General features: G+C 60.2%; 19 protein-coding genes. 7 read left to right on the forward strand and 12 right to left on the reverse strand.

Annotated elements, in window-relative coordinates; translation table 11 throughout:
• Positions 1–155 precede the first annotated feature (155 nt).
• A complete protein-coding gene (locus tag ABIA42_RS22690; protein WP_370121005.1) occupies positions 156–527 on the forward strand; it encodes a signal transduction histidine kinase in 372 nt (123 codons plus the stop codon).
• Positions 528–1,603: 1,076 nt separating this feature from the next.
• On the opposite strand, the gene ABIA42_RS22695 is transcribed toward ABIA42_RS22690, so the two are convergent.
• Positions 1,604–2,641 (reverse strand): alpha/beta fold hydrolase, encoded by a 1,038-nt coding sequence (locus ABIA42_RS22695; protein ID WP_370121002.1) that lies wholly within the window; start codon positions 2,639–2,641, stop codon positions 1,604–1,606.
• Positions 2,642–2,980: 339 nt separating this feature from the next.
• On the opposite strand from ABIA42_RS22695, the gene ABIA42_RS22700 reads away from it, so the two are divergent.
• The gene (locus ABIA42_RS22700) at positions 2,981–3,151 is read left to right on the forward strand and encodes a hypothetical protein (RefSeq protein ID WP_271533671.1); all 171 of its coding nucleotides are present in this window, start codon (positions 2,981–2,983) and stop codon (positions 3,149–3,151) included.
• Between the two features lie 637 nt (positions 3,152–3,788).
• On the forward strand, positions 3,789–3,932 hold the full coding sequence (locus ABIA42_RS22705; RefSeq protein ID WP_271533673.1) for a hypothetical protein: 144 nt from the start codon (positions 3,789–3,791) through the stop codon (positions 3,930–3,932).
• 266 nt (positions 3,933–4,198) lie between these two features.
• On the opposite strand, the gene ABIA42_RS22710 is transcribed toward ABIA42_RS22705, so the two are convergent.
• Complete coding sequence (locus ABIA42_RS22710; RefSeq protein ID WP_370120999.1) at positions 4,199–4,396, reverse strand: hypothetical protein; 198 nt, start codon at positions 4,394–4,396, stop codon at positions 4,199–4,201.
• Positions 4,397–4,817: 421 nt separating this feature from the next.
• The gene (locus tag ABIA42_RS22715; protein ID WP_370120996.1) at positions 4,818–5,978 is read right to left on the reverse strand and encodes an ATP-binding protein; all 1,161 of its coding nucleotides are present in this window, start codon (positions 5,976–5,978) and stop codon (positions 4,818–4,820) included.
• 670 nt (positions 5,979–6,648) lie between these two features.
• On the opposite strand from ABIA42_RS22715, the gene ABIA42_RS22720 reads away from it, so the two are divergent.
• Entirely contained in the window at positions 6,649–6,942 is a 294-nt protein-coding gene (locus ABIA42_RS22720; protein WP_271533679.1) for a hypothetical protein, read from the forward strand.
• Between the two features lie 180 nt (positions 6,943–7,122).
• Here the strand turns inward: ABIA42_RS22720 and ABIA42_RS22725 are convergent, their stop codons facing one another.
• Entirely contained in the window at positions 7,123–8,301 is a 1,179-nt protein-coding gene (locus tag ABIA42_RS22725) for a glycoside hydrolase family 130 protein (RefSeq protein ID WP_370123984.1), read from the reverse strand.
• On the opposite strand from ABIA42_RS22725, the gene ABIA42_RS22730 reads away from it, so the two are divergent.
• Positions 8,203–8,418: a hypothetical protein gene (locus tag ABIA42_RS22730; protein WP_370124110.1), complete on the forward strand. Its 216-nt coding sequence runs from the start codon at positions 8,203–8,205 to the stop codon at positions 8,416–8,418. The genes ABIA42_RS22725 and ABIA42_RS22730 overlap by 99 nt on opposite strands.
• 36 nt (positions 8,419–8,454) lie before the next feature.
• Here ABIA42_RS22730 and ABIA42_RS22735 read toward each other — a convergent pair whose 3' ends face one another.
• The 3 genes from ABIA42_RS22735 to ABIA42_RS22745 form a co-directional block, all read right to left on the reverse strand.
• Positions 8,455–10,740 (reverse strand): glycosyltransferase family 4 protein, encoded by a 2,286-nt coding sequence (locus tag ABIA42_RS22735; RefSeq protein WP_370120993.1) that lies wholly within the window; start codon positions 10,738–10,740, stop codon positions 8,455–8,457.
• Positions 10,737–11,660, reverse strand: coding sequence for a mannose-6-phosphate isomerase (locus tag ABIA42_RS22740; protein WP_370120990.1), 924 nt, complete (start codon positions 11,658–11,660; stop codon positions 10,737–10,739). The genes ABIA42_RS22735 and ABIA42_RS22740 overlap by 4 nt, the downstream gene beginning before the upstream one ends.
• 207 nt (positions 11,661–11,867) lie before the next feature.
• Positions 11,868–12,041 carry a hypothetical protein gene (locus tag ABIA42_RS22745; protein ID WP_370120987.1) on the reverse strand — a complete coding sequence of 58 codons (174 nt, stop codon included), beginning with the start codon at positions 12,039–12,041 and terminating at the stop codon, positions 11,868–11,870.
• A gap of 180 nt (positions 12,042–12,221) precedes the next feature.
• Between ABIA42_RS22745 and ABIA42_RS22750 the strand changes: the two genes are divergently transcribed.
• Together ABIA42_RS22750 and ABIA42_RS22755 are read left to right on the forward strand one after the other, a co-directional pair.
• Positions 12,222–12,449 (forward strand): hypothetical protein, encoded by a 228-nt coding sequence (locus ABIA42_RS22750; protein ID WP_271533688.1) that lies wholly within the window; start codon positions 12,222–12,224, stop codon positions 12,447–12,449.
• Positions 12,450–12,815: 366 nt separating this feature from the next.
• Positions 12,816–13,034 carry a hypothetical protein gene (locus ABIA42_RS22755; RefSeq protein WP_370120984.1) on the forward strand — a complete coding sequence of 73 codons (219 nt, stop codon included), beginning with the start codon at positions 12,816–12,818 and terminating at the stop codon, positions 13,032–13,034.
• A 451-nt stretch (positions 13,035–13,485) separates the two neighbouring features.
• On the opposite strand, the gene ABIA42_RS22760 is transcribed toward ABIA42_RS22755, so the two are convergent.
• From ABIA42_RS22760 to rbbA, 5 genes are all read right to left on the reverse strand, one after another.
• Positions 13,486–14,817: an amidase gene (locus ABIA42_RS22760; protein WP_370120981.1), complete on the reverse strand. Its 1,332-nt coding sequence runs from the start codon at positions 14,815–14,817 to the stop codon at positions 13,486–13,488.
• 219 nt (positions 14,818–15,036) lie between these two features.
• Positions 15,037–15,720 (reverse strand): ABC transporter ATP-binding protein, encoded by a 684-nt coding sequence (locus tag ABIA42_RS22765; RefSeq protein WP_370123981.1) that lies wholly within the window; start codon positions 15,718–15,720, stop codon positions 15,037–15,039.
• Between the two features lie 19 nt (positions 15,721–15,739).
• A complete protein-coding gene (locus ABIA42_RS22770) occupies positions 15,740–16,216 on the reverse strand; it encodes an ATP-binding cassette domain-containing protein (protein ID WP_370120978.1) in 477 nt (158 codons plus the stop codon).
• A gap of 328 nt (positions 16,217–16,544) precedes the next feature.
• Positions 16,545–17,669 (reverse strand): ABC transporter permease, encoded by a 1,125-nt coding sequence (locus tag ABIA42_RS22775; protein WP_370120975.1) that lies wholly within the window; start codon positions 17,667–17,669, stop codon positions 16,545–16,547.
• Position 17,670: 1 nt separating this feature from the next.
• Positions 17,671–20,412: a ribosome-associated ATPase/putative transporter RbbA gene (gene rbbA, locus ABIA42_RS22780; protein WP_370143646.1), complete on the reverse strand. Its 2,742-nt coding sequence runs from the start codon at positions 20,410–20,412 to the stop codon at positions 17,671–17,673.
• Between the last annotated feature and the right edge of the window lie 2 nt (positions 20,413–20,414).

Raw genomic sequence — 20,414 nt, forward strand, 5'->3', positions numbered from 1 at the left:
GACACGCCTTTGCGGGGCCTGCTTTGCACCCTCGCTATTCGAACCTTCCATACCCATATCCTGTGTGTCTGATCGTACCGTCGGGCAGTTGAGTGCGGCGAACTTTCCTCGACAGGCTGCCGACATGAATAAGCGCCGACAATAGGAGGATTCCCATGTCACTTGCGCACTTTCGAATCGATGACGGGCCGCACAGCATGGACGGGCTCCGGCTCTTCGCTCGGGAGGGCAACGAACGGGTCGAGGCCTTCATGAGCCGGAAGGTGGTGGACGTTTGGGCGGAATCTGTCGAGCATCTCGGAGGACGTCAAAGCCTCTTCCGAGATCAATACAACGCACTCGGCAGACTGAACCTCCCCGCACTCCAACGGATTGTGCGCGCGAAATACGAGCGAGGCGCCGTATTCAACCGCCAACATCCCTTCGTCGAGATTCTATTCTCTGACATTGTCGAAAGTGGCGAGGCTTTGGATCTAAGCGAACTGGTTCGAGAGGCGTTGCCGCCGGCATTTCACAGGCTGACCTGAGATCTGAACGCTGCGACCGAAGCGGCAACGATGAGTGGCGCTCCGCTTAACCATGGTTGATGTCATGCGGTCACTTCAGCGCAAGCGAACAGAGAACCAAATCGGCTACAGCATCTCGCAACTTGTTCAATTGCGCTGCCAGATGCTCCGGTTTGCTCGGTCGCTCCCGCTCGGACCCGAGCGGAATCAGCGCCGGCAAATCGCATCTTCCTTGCGTAGCCTCTCTAGAAGCAAGCGGTGATCCGACGATGCGCCCTCCCTCGGAGGAGGAACGCACGGAGCGCAAGCGTCGACTGACAAGAGGCCCGAATCTCGCCAGGGGCCTCGACCAGCCTCGACCGGCCGAGGCAAAGGAGCCGCTCTCGCATCAATGCCATGCGACACTGGGCGCCATGACAATGGCGACGGCGCGTCGTCAATGCGAACAGCAGTCAACTAGAGCGTCCCAGATGCGTCGCTGCGCTTCGGCCTTCCTCGCGCATTCGGAAGTCTCTGCGTCGTCCGATAGTAGGAAATTTGCCGCAGAAGTCGATGGGTACGGAAGAATCCAGCGCTCCGAGATTGGATCATACCATTTTCCGATTTTCATCTACGACACACCGTGTTTGCTCGCTGCAAGGCCGACGCGGACACGACTCACGGCAAACCAGTCAAGGCCACCCTTGCAATGCGCGCCAACCTACGAGTGCCAACCAACATACATAGGCTTCCGTTCCTGCGGAACATTGGCCAGCTCTTGCCGGCCTGTGCCATCGCACCTTTCTTCGCGCCGCGTGGTGCCAACCTGGTCCAGTGTCTAGACGTCCCAGCGAGCGTCAGCTTTAGATCGCCGGGAGGGCTCTGCCAGCTGGCCTGATAGTCTTCCAGATCCAGGCCACGCAGAACTCTTGCCGCACATTGAGAGCGAAACCGCGCGCTTAGTCAGGTTCCAAACCGGCCGGAAGGCGATTCCGTCGCAGCAACCTCTGGTCATATAGAAAATGACTGGACTGCTCGATCGCGCGGATATTCTCGCAAGTAATATCCGTGAACGTGCGACCTGATTGAGGAGCAACAAGTGCCCTGTGGGAGCGTTCCTAAGCCTTGGCAAACCGTTGTGGGGCATTCCCGCCGATACGGGTCTCGGAAGCGGCTTCGTCGATGGCCGCCATCAACTGAGCAGTGGCAGACTGTTGGATCATATGCCCTGCTCCGGCGATGCGGCGCAATCTGCTGTGCTTGACTTCACCATGCAGTCTGACCGATTGCTCGTTGATGTCGATTATCCGGTCGTCATCGCCGGCAATTATGATGGTGGGCATCTCGAGTTGCTCGTAGGTCTGCGAGGCCTCGTATGCCGCGGGCATCATCAACGTCGCTTCCGCAGCACTGGCACGCATCTGTGACGGTCGCACCGCCATTTCCCTGGGGAAACCATCGAACTTTTCCGGGATTGGCTGCGGACCGAACATCTTGCGCAACATGGAAGGCCACAGGAGGCGGCTGAGAATTGGCGAGATGGTGTGAGTGATGGCATCGCCCATCCCGGGGATCGCCGATACCGAAGATGCCGCCACGTCAGCACGGACAGTGGGAAAATAGTATCCCGATGCCAGCACCAAGGCTTCGACAAATGACGGATGTCTTATCGCCAGCGCAAGAGCGACCGAAGCACCCCATGAATGTCCAAGCACAATCGCCCGTTGAACGCTCAGCCGATCCAGCGCTTTTCTGAACAGATCTGCCTGTGCTTCGGGCGTCCAGATCACATTCCGCGGCCGCGAGCTGTGTCCAAATCCGGGGCGGTCGAACACGATCACCCTGTAGCTATCGGCCGCCAGATCGATCAAGCCGCTTGATTCAAAATCCTGGATCATGCTGCCGTTGCCGTGAAAGAGCACAAGCGGACGCCCATTGCCGCGTTCCACGTAGTGCAGCCGGACGCCATCGATCTCCAAGAACTGCCCACGCGGCGGGTTATCGCGTTCCGCTTTCCTGGCGAATTGCTGGTTTACGATCGCTATGGCACCGACAAGAGTAGCTGCCGCTGCAAAGGCCGCACGCGCAGGGTGCCGCCGCAAGACGGCCACATAGTCGGACAGGAGGGAGGGGGAACGTGTTCGCGGAAGAGCCATGTGCAGTACCTCAGTTGGTCTGCACGATGCCTCAGGCGAATTGAGAAATGTTGCAGCTCATCGTCAACGGGGGCGGTTGGGCTTTCGTTCCACACAGTTTTGGGGCGGCATCGCAAGCATGTACGCTGCGATCGTTACGAGGTTTTCATGCGTTCGTGTTCGCACCCGTCACGGTCGCTGTTGCTTCTCGCAGGAGCTGGAATTTCTCGCTCAAGCCGTGGCGCGATTGCCTCACTGAGTTGCGCATACCGAACGAACACAAGTCAATGAGACAGAGTTGGAACATAGCAACACTGATCTCGTTCAACTCCGTTACCCTTTCTCAGGAGCGAGTGTCCAATGGCCAACAACAAAGATCCCGATGAGAAGCAGCCCGGCGAGAATCCGGAAGGCAAGTATCACTTCAATCCCGGAAACATGGCTGGGAAAAAGCCGGAGGATGCAGAAAAGACTGACGAAAATCGCGGCGCTCCACGTGAGCACAAAGACCACAAAAAGCCCGCCGGCTAAATTGCTCGGTGGCCGCACGGGATGGACAGCGGCCATCTGCCTCCGCACACCTTCTGCCGCAACTCGACGGACTGCAGGCGAAATTGGTTGGCCACTGCCCGGTAGCGAACTCCCGAATCCGAACGACACGGAGGATGGTCTTTGGCGAGGCGCTTCCAGGACTTGAGTGCAGCGGCCCGGACAAGATGGCCGTTCATCTCGTCTCCGAGCGTGGGCCGCCGACCTGCCGAGAACAGGAAGCTTGCGAGGAACAAAGGGTGAGAAGGCGGTTTGTATCTGGCGGCAGAACCAGGAGACTGGGAGCCGCGAGGAAAAGCCGTTCGGTGTAACGCCCGGACGGCTTTTGTTTGACGGCGTGTTTCTTGATATCCTTGGCGTGTCATCCGGCGTCCGCGGCGTTTGCACCGGGATTTTGACGTGCCGGTCCTTCAGAAGCCTCCTCTCGCCATGTTGCGATGGACTGTGGTCAAGTGGGAGCAGCTAAGGCGACCTTTCAGAACGACGCCGTCACACACAGGGATGACGCCAGTTGGCCACGCGGCAAACTGGAGCGACGCGAACGTCCCACCCAGCGCGAAACAAGTCCGGCATTTGGAACGTTGGGGCTGAGCCGGGTTTGGTCAAGCAGGAGGTCACCATGACCAAGACATCAGACCACGGCATCACGCGCGTGCGCGGAGAAGACCAGCCTGCGGACAAGGAGCGGGCCCAACAGGCGCAGAAAATTGAGCTTGGCCACACACCGCCTGTGGTTAGGGAAGAGGCAAACGACCGAGACTGATCGGTATCATGAGCTGATCGCGCGGGCTGCCATCAGGATCCGGGCGCCTCATCATGCTGCCTTCTGCTGCTACTCGAGCGCGGCAATAGCTCGAAAGCATCAGCGTGAGGCTCTCGCCCTTAAGAATCTGCGTCTTGATACTTTCCAGCAGGATCTCGGCCGCCTGCTGAGGATCTGCGATCCCACCCGAGCGGTCCAGAACGTTCTATGAGAGCTGGAAGTAGCAGGTCGTGCGGGAGAACCGCCCCGCATGACCTGCCGCTCCTTCATTTCGGAGCCAGCACTCCGGGTGAGGACAGCCACTCGCTGATTTGAGCGCCAGTCTCAGCCTGTCGAGCTTTGCGGATTGCTTGCTCCCGTTCAATACCCGGCGGAAGCGATCTTGCCTTCTGACGCAGGAGCCGCGCTTGTTCGGCAAGGCGTTCTTCAAGCGAGCTGGTTTGCCTGAAATAGCGTCGCTGCATGTCGTGCTCCTTGTCCAGAGAAGGCGGGAGCGCGATAGCGTTCTCATCACCGACAGATGCCGAGGGCCGCGCGGTGGTGGACAAAGTGTGGCACTTTCCGGTCCGATGTGCCGGTCAATATTGATCACCTCGCGAAGGGTGAGTGGGACGAGCGCCTCACCGCTCAGAAAGAATTGCGCGAAGCATCGGCTCATCCTCGACGATCAGGACGCCCAGGAGAGCTTCGCTCGTTCATATTAGGCCCTCTCAGGCGCGCAAAAAATGTCGTCAGCCGGGACACACTCCCGCAGTCACGCCTTTAAGCGCCGCAATCTGCACACATCTCGCTGAGCTCGCTCGGCAATGTGCCCCTTGACCGGCTTTCCTCGCATATCGCCGCAGGTCGAATGCCGCACACCTCCCCACACGAAGATGACAGGCGTCATCTGCGCGGCAGCCGGATAGAAAAGCACGTCCCTGTCTGTTCGTTCGACACCACAGAAATCTCGCCGCCATGGGCTTCGACGATCAATTTTGCGATGTAGAGGCCAAGGCCAAGGTGGGTGTTGTGCTCGGACAGATTTCCCACATCCTGGCCGCGCGTCCAGGACTGAAAGATTGACTTTTGCGTATCAGGCAGGATTGAAGACCCAAGATTGTGCACGCTGATTGTAACGGCATCGGGATCGTGACCCGCGACGGTCACCGTGATCGGGGTCGTTACGTCGCCATATTGGATAGCGTTGCCCATAAGGTTGGACAACACCTGTCCCAGGCGCGCGGAGTCGCATGAAACCAACGGATCACCGTCATGCGTGACCTCAAACTTCCGATCTGCGTTGACGGCACGAAACTCATCCGCGATTTCCTGACACAAAGCCGCAACGTCGACCCTGGTCTTTGTAACCGGGATTTGAGTGCCGAAAGACGAGCGCGTGAGATCGAGCAGATCGTTCAGAATCTGTGTTGCGCGCCCTGCCGCCATCCTGATCTCCGAAACGACCCTCGCCTGCTTTGCGTCGGTTATTGCAGATCGCTCCATCCAAAGAGCCCCCATTGAAACGGCGCCGAGGGGATTGCGCAGGTCGTGGCCAAGGACGCCCAGAAACAGGTTGCGCGAGTCGTTTATCGTCTTTGTGTAGTGCGCTACCGACTCCGTGACGGCCTGATCGATCGCTTCGTTGAACCGCGTCAAATCCTCGATATCGGTTCCGGCGAGGGTCCTATGGTGCGCAACCCACTGCTTGACAACGCTTGCCCGAAGCGCCCTGTACTCCGAGACCATCTGATCAATATCAAAGCCGTCGGCGAGACGTAGCGCGGCATGAAGCTCAGCCGCGCTTTGAGAAAAGGCGCTATCTTGCGGGCCGTCGCCCCGCGATTTATCGAACCGCTCCCGCGGGGTTTGTACAGTCTCGAGATCGTCCGCCACAAACCCAAGAAGATCGACGATATGATCTTCAAGAGCCAGTTTCGACATCCGATCGCTAGCCGGGGACAGCGTTCGAGCGAACTCCGTCCATTCTTTCACGATAGGAGCGTGGTTCTGTCGAATGAAGTCAGCCAGGCGTTCATACTTTGGCCGCTCAGTAGAATTACTCAAAGCGAGCTCCCAAGTAGATGACTGCGAGAACCAATCGAGCCGGCACCGCGAGCGCCTCTGCTCGCGAAACGGCCATGCCCGGCCGGCATTCTGGAACAACAAGTTTCGAGTATAGCTACCGCCTTCCGCGCTGTCACAACTGACTGCCTCGGGCGGAGGAGAACGTTGCAACCGGAACCTCGGGGATAGCGTCCGCGGGCCATTGCACCGCCCCTGTAATGTGGAACCCATTCGCCGAACTCGCCGGCGCACCTCTGCCTTCTCATCTACCAGGGGTATCGGGGTTGCTGCCGCGGCGCCCAACAGACGTCGATACGCCGAGCTTCGATACCATCACGCGGGCAGACCTGCTCTGACGCTCCGGTGGCGGTTCCGTCGCGGGCAAGAAGCCGTGTCGAACGGCCGCACTTTGAGAACGTGTAAGCCCGGTTTCTTGGAAGTATGTCACGGCCGGCACTTGCCAGCCACATTGCGCTGTTAAACAGCTTGGATGACGTTGTAAGGCAGATCTCGCTCGCCGTCGCCATCATTTGGTGGTGATCGCGTCAGCATCGCTGCCGAGCGCCGTCAAGAACAAGCGGAGGTCACGATCATCAACTCAAATTCGTTGGCAAGTGCTGTCTCCTTCGGACAATCTCGTTCCATGGTCCGACCGAACTAGATGATGCGCATGAATGCATTCAAGATAAAGATCGCACGCATCGAGATGATTCCGCCGAATGAACGCAGCGAGGACATTAGCCTGACGTTTCAATTCGAGAGCCGTCAGACCAGCTTTGCCTTGCCGATTTTTCTAAGCTCTTGCGAATTCGACGATACCGAGATCGTCAAGGTGGCTCGAAGCAAGTTACACGACGTTTTCCGGCAGCTCCGCGGCCAGTGCGAGGATTGGCAGCTGACAGAGGACGAGCGTCGCGAACTTGCAAGCATCAGCGTCCGGCCCGGCGTCAAGGCGCACGAGTAGGTCGGGACCACAAGTCGCTATTGAATTTGAATGCATGCCTCCTGAAATCGACTTTTTCGTCGCGGCGGGATGCGGATTCAGCTCTCGGAAAGGCCAGACGAGTAACCTTTCGAACAGGGAAAGCGAGATCAGAGACGTCAACTGAAGCGCGGTTGACGCCACCGATCATGATAGAGGCACTCAGCGCCTCATTGCAGCCAGCAGCGCCGAAATCTCGATGGTCGCGAAGTTGGAGAACGTGTCCGACACCGCGTATGGCAGAATGATCCGGTCGTTGTGCCGCATCGCGCCGCAGGTATAAACGACGTTGGGGACGTATCCTTCGCGCTCGGACGGTTCGGGCCGCAACAGTGGCTCGCGCGAACGCGCCAGCACCTTGGAGGGATCGCGCTTGTCGAGCAGCACCGCGCCGATCGAATATTTGCGGACCGGGCCGACACCATGCGTCAGCAGCAGCCAGCCTTCATCGAGCTCGATCGGCGACCCGCAATTTCCGATCTGGACGAACTCCCAGGGAAATTGCGGTTTCAGAATGGCTTGGCCGCCATCCCATGTGTGCAGGTCGTCCGAATAGATCAGATACAAGTTCTCATTGTCTTGCCGCGCGATCATGGCATACTTGTTGTCGATCTTGCGCGGGAACAGTGCCATACCCTTGTTCCTTGCTGCTGTCCCCCGCAAAGGCGCCAGTCGAAACGATATGAAATCGCTGGTCTCAATCAATTCGGATCGGATCGCCCGCCCGCTGTAGGCTGTATAGGTCGCGTAGTAGGTCTTTCGATCCCCGTCGCTGAATTCGACGAAGCGCGCGTCTTCTATGCCGTTCGATTGGGATTCCGTGACGGGAAAGATGACGCGCTCGGTCAGGTCTTCTTCCGGCTTGAAGATCAACTCGATGCGCTCGCCGTCCGGTCCGGATACGCGATGGCAAATCCGGGGAATCGACGCGAGCCGAGCCGTCGGATCAACGGCCAGACTGCCGTCAGCCGCGATGGTCCCGCTTCGAAACGTCAGCGACGACACATGCCCTTCGCCTATGGCGCGGAGACTGAGCACGAACCGCACGCTGCCCTTCGGCACTCCCGATTGATCGGGGTGCGCCACGATGCTGGGGTTGAACAAGGCAGAGGCTTCGAACGAATACTCATTGAGGAAATATGCGCCGATCAGCTGGCGCTGCGTTTTTGAGAAGACGCCATGCGTTGCGAAAGCGTCCTCCATTTCGTCTGCGCGGGCCTCGAACCTTTCCAGCAGGTTACGATGTCGACCCTTGAAATTGTCAAGGACGTCCGCGAGCTGGGCGGCAACCGCTTCCTTGTCGAGTGCGAGAACTCGCTCAACGATATGATTGGCGCGCATCTTGTCGGTCGGGTTGAGATCGCGCGGCTCCGTCGACGGCTTGAATGGCCGCACGATGACCCGCGCGGGGTCGGGGCGCAGATGAAGCGCCTGCCGATTCAGGAAGGTTGCTTGTGACACGATATCCTCGGTTCACTGGATAAAAGATGAAATTCAGGCACCCACGGCGCGTAGGGCCAGGGGCTTGGTCAGGCTGGTGTTGACGCGCGCAAGCTGACGTATCTCCGCAAGTCCAAGGAGATAGCAGACGACCGACTCGCCTCCGCGGTTCTCGTTGGCGCGATCCGGGTGCAATCCATCGCGACAGCTTCCGGAGTGCGGATCGACCAGTGCCACGGACAGATCATTACTGCCAAGAAACCAGCCGAAGGCGCGCAGCGCCATGGCTTTCCACTTCGCATCGCCGTCCGCACGCCACGCCGTCAGGCAGGCAGCGATTGTCGCCGTTGCTTCGACGGGTTGCTGATCGAACGCGCGCGGATGTCGCCGCTGCTCACCGAATCCGGCCGTGCCCACCGGCCGGAAATGACCTTCCACCGCCGTCTGCCGCGTCATCAGCCAGCGCAGTGACCGCAATCCGGCATCGAGGTATCGAGGCGTTTGCGTTGCCATCCCAGCCAGCATCAAAGCCTGCGGCAATCGCGCGTTGTCGTAAGCGAGCCCTTCTTCGAACCATACCCAGTCAGGCGTCTCTACCGACGCCAGACAGGACATTAACCTGTCCGCAAGAGCGTGCCGGACCTCTCTCGCGTGGAGATCATCCGGAGCGACAGTGCAATAAGCGTCCAGCCCTAGCAGCATGAACGCCCACGCGCGGGGTGAACCAAAGCTCTCCGCCGTGGACAGAGCCTTGGCGAACAGATCGGCGGCCCACCTGCGACGCGACGGGCTAGTGTCTCCGCGGGCCGCCTCTCCCAATGCCCATAGCGTCCGCCCGTGACTGTCTTCGGAGCCTTTGTCCTCAAGCCAGGTTCTGTTGAAGCCCATGAAGTTGCGAAAGTGCCTGGTTTCGGGATTCCACGCATGCTGCACGAAAGCCGCAAAGCGGGTCGTCAGGATGTCCGGCAACGGTTGCTCGCCGGGATTGTTCAGGGCGCAGGCCAAGAGGAGCGCCCGGGCATTGTCGTCGACGCAATAACCGTGCGAGCGGTCCGGCACCGATTGCACCGCGTGCTGGAACAGGCCGATATCGTCGCACATCGTCATGAAATAGCCGATCTGCATGTCAGGAGCCGCGGGGCCGGGCAGCTCCTGCGAGCCGGCGCCGGGGCGCGCGAGCACCCTGAGCCGGTGCCCCAGTCGCGCCGTCTCGAAGGTCGACATGTAACGCTCGGCCGTGCGTTCCCACGTCATCATTCGGCTCATTGCATATGCTCGTCGACACATCGCCTGCCGGCGCACGTCATCGGTGAGCAGTTCGGCGATCTCACCGCCGATCGCCGCCGCGTCGCCAAAAGGCACCAGAACTCCGCATCCATCGGCAAGCAGCTCGCGTGCGTGCCAGTAGGGCGTCGAGACGACAGGCTTCCCGAGCCCGAAACTGTAGGCCAGGGTTCCGGAGGTCATCTGCGCCTCGTTGAGATAGGGCGTGACATAGACGTCGCACATCGAGATGAACTCAAGCAGCGTGGCCTGATCCACGAACCGGTCGAGGAAGACCACGTGGTCTCCGACACCAAGCTTGCGGACCCGCGCCATCAGACTTTCGCGATAGGCTTCACCCTGATCTCGAACCAGATTGGGGTGCGTCGCCCCGAGCACGACATACACCGCATCCGCACGGGACTTCAGAATCGATGGCAACGCATCGATCATGACTTCAATGCCTTTGTTCGGGGATAGCAGGCCGAATGTCAGAATGACCGACTTGCCGTCAAAGCCGAGCCTGGCCTTCGCCGCGTCGGGCTCGGCAAAGGCGACATCGGGAATACCGTGGGGAATCACTTCGATCTTGTCGTCCGACACGAGGTAGACGCTGCGCAGCAGGTCGCGGCCCTTGTTGGCCATAACCACCACTTTCGACGACACATCGACAATGCGCTCCATGACCGCGCGTTGTTGCACCGTGGGATCGGCCAGTACGGTATGGAACGTCGTCACGACCGGCATCGTCAGGCGCTCCAGCAGTGCGAGGATATGAGCACCGGCTTCGCCGCCAAAAATACCGAATTCGTGCTGCAGGGACACGCTGTCGAACCGGCCGGCATTCAGGAAATCCGCTGCGCTCATGTAGTCTTCGATATTGTCGTCCTTGATCTGGAAAGCGACCGCCGGAGGATAGTCGTAGACCTGTCCACGATCGGTCATCGCCACGATGCAGGTCTCCAGCTCGGGGTGTGACGCCGATATCGCCCTCTGCAGATCCGTCGTGAAGGTTGCGATTCCGCAGCGGCGAGGCAGCGAGTTACCGATAAGGGCGATACGGTGGAGTGACGTCATATCTGTGCCTCGATGATCTTGCCCGAGGCACCGGATGCGGCGGGAGATCTGTTCATTCGTCCGGTGCAGTCTTGCAGCAGCGAAACCAGGGGATTCGGTCCCGGGTAGGCGACCAGTCCGCCCATTCCGTTCGGGCCAACCTCGATGCCGGCGCTGTCGGCCTCAATGAAGATGGCATCACCCATGGTCGCATTCGTCCGCCCGATCCGCCCCCTCCCCTCGATCACGAGGATCCAGGTTTCCCGATCGGTCTCGAGCGCCCAGTGCGAATTTGGCTGGAGATCGATCCGCTCAAGCACGAATTGTGGACTGGCGACGAGAACCCTTCGTGCGTCGGCGAGACGCCGCGGGGCGGATTGAGGCCGAAGTGGACCGGCATCGGAAGCGGCCACCGCATCGTCTTCGTGCAACTCGCGGTGCCGGCCAAAGTCGAACAGGCGGAACGTCGTGTCGCTGCGTTGCTGAATCTCGGCGAGCACGATACCGGCGCCGATGGCATGGATTGTGCCGCCGGGGACGAAGACGAAATCGCCCTTCGCAACAGGGCGCCATTGCATGAGACCGGCTATCGAGCCGTCCCTGATCGCTGCACGCAGGGCCTGTGATGTGAGGCGCCGCTTGAGTCCGAGCGCTACCCGCGCGCCCGGCGCGGCCGACAGGATGTACCATGCCTCGGTCTTCCCGTTCGGCAAATCAATGGCGCGCGCGAATTCATCGTCGGGATGGACCTGGATCGATAGAGGCTGGCTCGTAAACAGGAGCTTGAGCAGAAGGGCGGAGCCTGGTGCGTCCTTATCGACGCGATCAAACCACAACTCTCCGACCGCGTCGCCGGAAATGTCGATACGGCTCCATGGGCGGATGTCTGCAACTCCCCACGGTTTGCGCGCAACCTGCACGGAGGCATGTTCGACGGTCATGGATTGTCCTTGCCCTTGACGCGCATCTCGAAGCGACTGCCATTGGTGGTGCCGTCGGTAGGATTTGGCGTGGTTAGAAGCGCCGCGCTTCGCGACAGGCGCTGTCACAGCGATGCGATCGTGTCCTCCGTCAGATGGCTACTCCGGCATCCGATAACAACCTTTGCGCGTTCAAATAGAACAGCGCGCCTTCATTCGCCGGCTCATTCATCCCCTGGAACTTTGGCGGCAAGCCTTGCGCAGCAGTTCTCCGAGATTCAGGGCCTCACCGCTGCCTTCGATGTCCGAGACCAGAAGCTCGGCTTCAAACGCTGTAACGGCAAGATCGAGGTTGACAATTCCCGTCTCGATGCGGTCTTGTCCGACAAACCCGGAGATCATCAGGGACGACTGAGGTCGTCGGACCGAAAGACTGCAATTCCACGGCCGGCTGCTGCGCATCGCGGAACATTAAGCGCGCCATCCCGTTGCCGGTTAAGCCCCTGAACGAATTCAGATGCGCACTGGCGCTGCCGGCGCATTCAACCAACCCGCTAACCCAGAATTGCGATGAAGGCACCCATGAAAAAGACGATCACACAAACCGGCGAGATTGAGCCGAGAAACATCCAAAGGGCTGATGTGGCGCCGACCGACGGCTTCTCGCTTGTGGTCGATGGTCACTTCAAGACACACTACGAGAGCGCGGCGGCTGCTCAAGAAGCCGGGGCCGAACTGCTGGGCAGGTTTCCAATGCTGCAAGTTCTGGTCTACGACGCCGCGACCAAGACGCGGTCCCCGCTGCAATAGAGTTCTCGGCCATTATCAAGTCCGGCAATTGCGCGCAGTCCCACAGGCTTCCGCAACGTGGTCGTAAAGCCCTGGGGATGTACGATCATCCTCTGTTGGGATCAGACGGAGCGAGGGGAGCCCCCCGCGCAGACGTATTGCTTCAACAAAGCCGTCCGATAGCCGTCTTTGGGATTGAGGACGAGTCTCGGGCTTGTCGAGCTCCGGCCGGGTTTGGACGGAAAGCAGCCCTTCGCTGTCCCAATCCAGCCGCTTGTCAGAGCCCGACGCCCTGGTCGCCGTAGGCATCAACGAAGACTGACCTTCCACGATCTGCGCGGCTCGGCCGTGGTGCGCCTGGCCCTCTCGGGCGCGACGGTGCCGGAGATGGCCACGTTCACCGGCCACAGCCCGAGAGACGTTGAGGCTATCCTTGATTGCCACTACCGCGGCCGCGACGTGCGCCTGGCCGAGAGCGCGATGGCGAAGCTCGCTGGTATGTTTTCGTCAGGTGTTTGTAAGATCGCGGCGAACGAAACGGGCTCGCCGTCGTCAAAGACCGATCGAAGACCCGCTGAGCGTTCCGGTTCTGATCCGCCTGAATAGGCTGTAAGTTTCTTTGATTTTATTGGTGGGCGCACCAGGGCTCGAACCTCGGACCCGCTGATTAAGAGGCGTATGATTTCCCAGTAAAATCAGTGGCTATTCCGACAAACGTGTCTTCAAACCTGCAATTAGCCCCCAACAGGTTTGCCCTTGTCGGAATGGCCCGGTAGCAAACTCTCGGCGAAGAGCAGCTCGTGTTTGGATGAGTTCTTGGAGTTATCGGGGGTTTGAGTCACTGGAGGATTACCGCCTTTCCCCACACCAGCCCAGCCTGCGCTACTTGCTTCAATCATCCTCTTAACCCGGCACGCCGGAAACCGGGCGAGTTCGGGTTTACTCGAGGCAATGCAACTGTTGAGGGAATACGAGCTCTCTATAACGGAGACGAGCGAACAATCCCGCGAAGAGACGGACGGCAGCGCATTTTCGGCGACCTGATGGAATCCATCCATCAACACTGCCCGATAATCGGACGCTGCCGCCACATCGGTACGGCTTCCTCGAACGCCGCGGCGGCCTGCAGGACCTCCAGATCGTTGAACCGGCGGCTCACGATCTGCAGGCCGACTGGCAGTCCGGCAGGGGTCATCCCACAGGGGACGCTCGCCGCCGGGTGACTGGACATATTGAAAGGGTAGAGAAACTCTGCCCAAGCGAGCCAGTCCCAAGCATGCTCCGGCCAATGCGGCGGCCTCACCCGTTCGACCGGGAATGCCGCGACCGATGCGGCCGGCGTTATGAGATAATCCCAGTCTTCGAGGAATGATGAAATCTTGGCTACATAGGCCAGCTTGCGCTCCCGCATGTTGATGTAATCAGCAGCGGAGAAATTGGCGCCGGAACGGATACATGCCACGAGATCCGCGCTCATGCGACCTTCCCATTCGGCCAGCAGCTTTGCGTGACGCCCAATATAGACGCTCCAAAAAAAGCGCCCGAGATCCGGCCCAAGCGGACCCCAGTCGGGCGTCACCTCCTGCACGTCTGCCTGAAGCACGTCGACGAAAGTCGACGCGGCACGGCGGACGATTGCGGCCACCTCCTCGTCAACGCGGGCGTGCCCGAGATCGAGGCTGAAGGCGATGCGCTTGCCCCTCATCGACGCCTTCAACTTGGCGAGATAGGCGTCCGGTCGAGCCTCGCACGAGGTATGATCCAAATGGTGCGGCCCCGCCATGACCTCGAGCATCAACGCAGCATCGGCGACGGTTCGTGTCATCGGTCCGGCATGGGTGCCGTAGTCGTTGTTCGAGACGGGAACGTAGGGTATGCGCCCGAAAGTGGGCTTCAATCCGAAAACGCCGCAAAAGTGCGACGGCATCCGAATGGACCCGGCTCCGTCGGAGGCAAGGTGCAGCGGACCGAAGCCGGCCGCCGCAGCGGCGCCGGCTCCGGCCGAGGAGGCGCCCGCATTCAATCCGTGCCGCCACGGATTGTGGGTGACTCCGGTCACGGGGTTCCGGCTCATGCCCGACCAGGCAAACTCGGACATGGTCGTCTTTCCGATCACGATCGCGCCGGCCCTCCGCAGGCGATCCACGATGATGTTGTCGGCTGCCGCAGTCGGTCCCCTCATGGCGTACGAACCAGTCGACGTCTCGCGACCGGCGACGTCGAAGGCGTCCTTGATCGTGACCGGAATTCCTTCGAGGAGTCTCGCCGTCCCGCTGCGAAGCAACGCCTCCGATTGCCTCGCTGACGCCAGCGCCTCTTCGCGCATCACCACGGAGAACGCGTTGATTGCGGGATCTCTCGCATCGATCCGGTCGAGCACGGCTTTCACGACCTCGGTCGGGGAGAGCTCTCTCCTGGCGTAGCCGCTCCGGAGCTCGACCGCCGTCGCGTACCCGAGATCGGCGTCATGATCTGTCATGTGATATCCTCTTGTTGTGGGGGAGCGGTCGCCTCGAGCTCGAATTGAGGGTTCGACGCGCCGGGAGCCGCATCAGTGCGCTGAAGTGGCTGACGCGGTTGCGTCTGCGGACAGCGGTGATGCAGATGCCTAATGGATGCCGAGATAGCGCTCGATCCGCTCCGGATCTTGTCGGCTTTCGTCCGCGATGAGTCGATCGACGACGGCGCCGTTTTCCATGACGATGACGCGATCCGCGAGCGAAAGTGCGAAGGCGAGATTCTGTTCGACGAGAACGATGGACAAGTCCTCTCCACGCAGGGCAGTCAGCATCTCCCCGACTTTCTTGACAATGACGGGCGCCAGTCCCTGCGACGGCTCGTCGAGCAGCAGCAGTTGGGGTCCCAGCGCCAGACCGCGGCCGATCACCATCATTTGCTGCTGCCCGCCGGAGAGCTCGGAGCCTCTGCGCCTCAATAATGCTGCCAGATCCGGGAACCATTCAACGATACGACGAAGATCGTAGGGAGAATCGGGACGATGCCCGAGCATGATGTTCTCTTCGACGGTCAGCAAAGAAAACGGATCCCGCGTTTCCGGCACATAAGCAATCCCACTTCGCGCGATCTGATGCGGCCTCAGTCTATCGATACGACGCGCCTTGAAGGATATCGCGCCGTTGCTGACCGGACTGATGCCCATGATGGATTTCAGCGTCGTCGTTTTTCCTGCACCGTTCCGGCCAACGATCGCAACGACCTCGCGACGGCCGACCTCGAAGCTGACGCCGAACAATGCCTGACTCCGGCCGTAATGGACGTCGACGGCGTCCACGCTCAGCAACGCGCTTCCCTCAGCTGCCAAAGTAGGCCTCCTGCACGTCTCTATTTCCTCGAATGTCGTCCGGGCTTCCCTGGGCGACCACGACACCACGATTCATCACCGTGATGCGGTCGGACAGATCCATGACAATGCCGACATTGTGCTCGATCATGATGATGCTGAACTCGCCCTTAAGGGACATGATCACCCTCTTCACACGCTCGGTCTCCTTGCGCGACAATCCGGCGGTCGGCTCGTCGAGAAGGATGATCTGCGGCGCGCACGCCAAGGTGACGGAGAGTTCGAGCAGACGCTGATCGCCGTACGACAGCTCCTTGACCGAGACATCCGCGATCTCGGACAAGCCAAGGCGCGACAGACAGGCGTCAGCCCATTGTCCCGCCTCTGGGAAACTTGTTGCCTGCCGCCAGAATGCGAATGGATTTCCGCCTCGGGCACGGTAGGCCGCGATCCAGACATTCTCGCGAACACTCATGTCGGGATACACCCTCGATCTCGTTCGCGTTCGAACCGAAAGGTACAGGAGTCCGATTGATCGCGATCACTGAGACAATCGCCGATGCTAGGAAGGATATCTGGAAAGTGGAGCGAGAAAATATGGATCGCGAGCGTCATTGACAGAACGACATGAATTGTATCCCGAGTGACCGAGCTGGTCACGCCGCACGAACCAGCCGACAACGATACCGGCTAACAGCAATGGAACTCGAACCAACCATCCCATCTGGTGATCCTCTAGCTACCTCATGATGCTTCTAGGAACCGTCAGATGCACATTAAGTGGTATCAATTGATCCGGGAGAATCGACTAGGCTCTAACGCATTACTGCAATCGAACGTCGGAACAAGCTTAGGCTTGCAGCGAGAAACGTCACCCCCATCACCAAGACTGTCGTGAACTCTCTCCAAACAATGTCAAGACCTGCGCCCCGATAGACGATCGCCTGCATGAAATTTACATAGTGGCGTGACGGGAAGAACCACGTCACGAACTGGACCCATTGCGGCTGGCTCTCGATCGGTGACATGCCGCCCGAGAGCATCATCATCGGCATCACGGCCATAATCATCAGAAGGGCGAATTGGGCCATGGTGCGAGCGAGCGTGCCGAGGAAGATGCCGATCGCCGCCGTGGCGAAGACGTAGATGACGGTGCCGAGCAGCAGCAGCTCGCGCGAGCCGGCAATGGGAACGTCGAGGAGGCCCTCGATCACGAACAAAAGCGAGCAAATGAAGCCGACGATGACCACCAGCCCGTTCGACCACACCTTGGCGAGCGCAATCTCGAAGGCCGTAAGCGGCATCACCAGCAGATGCTCGATCGTGCCGTGCTCCCGCTCGCGCAACAGCGCCGCGCCGGTCAGTATGATGATCAACATCGAGAGTTGATCGGCAAGGCCGACGATGGCTCGGAACCAGGATTGCGTGCCGTTCGGATTGAAGGCGCGGCGGACAACGAGATCGGAGGAGAGCCCGGTGGTTTGCTCCGCCTGCTGTCGGTAGTACTTGACCTGGTTGGTCACCATGTTCTGGATGTAGGCCGCGCCCAAGGACGCCTGCTGGACCGCGGTGGCATCGACGTTAACCTGAACTTCGACATCGCGCCCCTTGCGTACATCGGCTTCAAAGCGCGGCGGAATGACGACGACGAAGGTATAGAGACCTTCGTCCATGTCACGATCGATACCGGCAGCGCTGATCGTTTTGACCTTCTGGAAGTAGGGAGGATAGAAAAGTCCGCCAATCGATCGCGAGAGGCTGGAATTGTCCTCGTCGACGATCGCCACGGAGGCGTTGTTGACGGTCTCGCCGGCCCCGGTCGACTGCGTATAGATGCTGAAGCCGAACGAATAGATGATGAAGAGGATCATCATCAGGTCCTTCGCGAGCGTGCGCAGCTCCTTGGTGCCGAGCCAGAATATGTTGGAAAGGCTCCGCACGTTATTTCTCTTGTTTGCGCAGGAGGAGCGCCGACAGCGCCAGGAAGGCCGGACAAAACAGGGTCAGCGCCAGTAGATCGGTCGCCATGTCGCCGAAGCCAAGCCCCTTGGTGAACGCACCGACGCTCATATGCATGTAGTAGCTCGTCGGCCAGAGATTTCCCATGAGGCGCGCGCTGCCCTCGAGTGTCGAGACAGGCTGCATCATGCCAGAGAACTGCATGGTCGGCAGCATCGACAGCACCGCTCCGGCGAACACCGCCGCGACCTGGCTCGATGTGAAGGTCGAGATGAAAAGCCCGTAGCCGGTGGCCGCCGCCACATAGAGAAGCGCGCCGGCGGCCAGCGCGAGACCATCGCCCTTGAGCGGGACTTTGAAGAGGAACAGCACGGTCGCGGTCATGATGAGGAAGTTGATCATGCCGACGCCGATATAAGGCAGTTGCTTGCCGATCAGGAACTCCAGCCGCGTCGTGGGCGTGGCGTAGAAGTTGGTGATCGTGCCGATCTCCTTTTCGCGGGCGACGCTGACAGCCATCAGAATGGCGAGGAACATCATGAGCAGCATTGCCGGCACGGCCGGGCCGATCGCATAGATGCTCTCAGCCGTCGGGTTGTAACGGTAGCGGACCAGGATGCTGGTGGCCGGGTCGGTGCTCGCCACGGCGCTGGATTCGCGACTTCTCTGTTCGGAAAAAAGATTATGCGCCGACTGGACATAGCCCTCGATGGTGGCGGCGCGCGAGGTGTTAGCGCCGTCGATCCAGGCCGATATCTGCCAATCCGAGCCGCGCTTGACCAAGCGGCCGAAGCCCGGCGGAATCTCGACGGCCAACGTAATGTCGTTTGACTTCAGGCGCTGTTCCATTTCATCGAGGCTGCGGATAGGCGTTTTTTCAGTGAAGTATTGCGAGCTCGAGAAATTGGCGAGATAGGCCCGGCTCTCCGGCGTGTTGTCGTGGTCAAACGCGGCGTAGGTGAGATTGGTCACGTCGCTGGAGACGCCGAAGCCGAAGATCAACAGCATGATGAAGGAGCCAAGGAATGCGAAGGCAAGCCGCACCGGATCGCGCATCAGCGACAGCGTCTCGCACTTGGCATAGGCGAAGGCGCGCCGCACCGGCATCAAGATCGCGCGGCCGGGCGACGCAGCCTCCGCATCGTGCAGGATCATCGGCGGGGCCTCGGCCGCGGTGGGCGCAGGCGAGGAGGCCTCCGCGTCCTCGATATAGGCGATGAACGCCGCTTCGAGATTGGCGCTGCCCTTGGTGGCGATGACGTTCTGCGGCGTGTCGCAGATCAGGACGCGGCCCGCATGCATCAATGAGATGCGGTCGCAGCGCATCGCCTCGGTCATGAAATGTGTGGAGACGAAGATCGTGACATTGCGGCTTCGCGACAAATTGCCGAGCAGGCGCCAGAATTCGTCGCGGGCCTGCGGATCGACGCCCGACGTGGGCTCGTCCAGGATCAGCAACTCGGGATCGTGCACGATCGCCACGGCCAGAGAAAGGCGCTGCCGCACGCCGAGCGGCAGCGAATTGGCCTCGGTGTCGGCATGGTCGACTAGACCGACATCGACCAGGAGCTTGGCGATACGGTCGTTCATCCGGTCTGCGGCCAGATGGAAAAGGCGGGCATGAAGCAGCAGGTTCTGCCGCACGGTGAGCTCGCCGTAGAGCGAGAACGATTGCGACATGAAGCCGACCCGCCGGCGGATCGACAGGTCGTTGGCATCGACCGGACTTCCGCACACCTCGGCCTCACCCTCGCTCGGCGCCAGCAAGCCGGTCAGCATCTTCATGGTCGTGGTCTTGCCGCTGCCGTTCGAGCCGAGGAAGCCGAAGATTTCGCCGCGTTCGATGGCGAAGCTGACGCTATCGACCGCGGTGAAATCGCCGAAACGGCATGTCAAATTCTTCGCGACGATGACCGGGGCTTCCGCGCTCGGCTTGCGTGGCGGAATGGCGAGGCGTTGAGACGCCGATTTTTGTCCCGGCTGCAGGGCGACGAAGACAGCTTCGAGGTCCTGTTCGCCGGTCTTCGCACGCAGCTCATCCGCCGTGCCTGAGGCGAGCACCCTTGCGCGATCCATCACGATGAGCCTATCGCAATAATTTGCCTCATCCATATAGGCGGTGGAGACCACGACACTCATCGCCGCCCGCTCGCGCCGCAGATCACGAATGAGATTCCAGAACTGTCGGCGCGACAGCGGATCGACCCCGGTCGTCGGCTCGTCGAGAATGAGAAGATCAGGGTCGTGAATGAGCGCGCAGCACAGGCCGAGCTTCTGCTTCATGCCGCCCGACAGCTTTCCGGCAGGCCGATCGAGAAAAGGGAGCAGGCCTGTCGCGGCCGTCAGGCGCCGCGTGCGCGTCTCACACTCTGACGCGGATAGACCGAAGAGACTTCCGAAGAAGGTCATGTTCTCGCGGACGCTGATCTCCTGATAGAGGTTCTTGCCGAGTCCTTGCGGCATATAGGCTATGCGCGTGCAAACCGAGCGGCGATGCCGTGCCTCCGCCATGTTGCCGCCCAAGACCGCGACCGATCCTGTCTGCAGCTTTCGGGCTCCTGCGATCAGGCCGAGAAGCGTGGACTTTCCGGCACCATCGGGGCCGATGACACCCGCCATTCCGCGGCTCGGCAGTTCGAGCGACACATTGTCAAGCGCTCGAGTCTTACCATAGCCATGCGTAACGCCGGAAACTTCGGCGATCAGTGGTGCGGAAGCCGCCATCA

Origin of the sequence: Bradyrhizobium sp. USDA 327, from assembly GCF_041262065.1 — a bacterium.
GTDB classification, from domain to species: domain Bacteria; phylum Pseudomonadota; class Alphaproteobacteria; order Rhizobiales; family Xanthobacteraceae; genus Bradyrhizobium; species Bradyrhizobium liaoningense.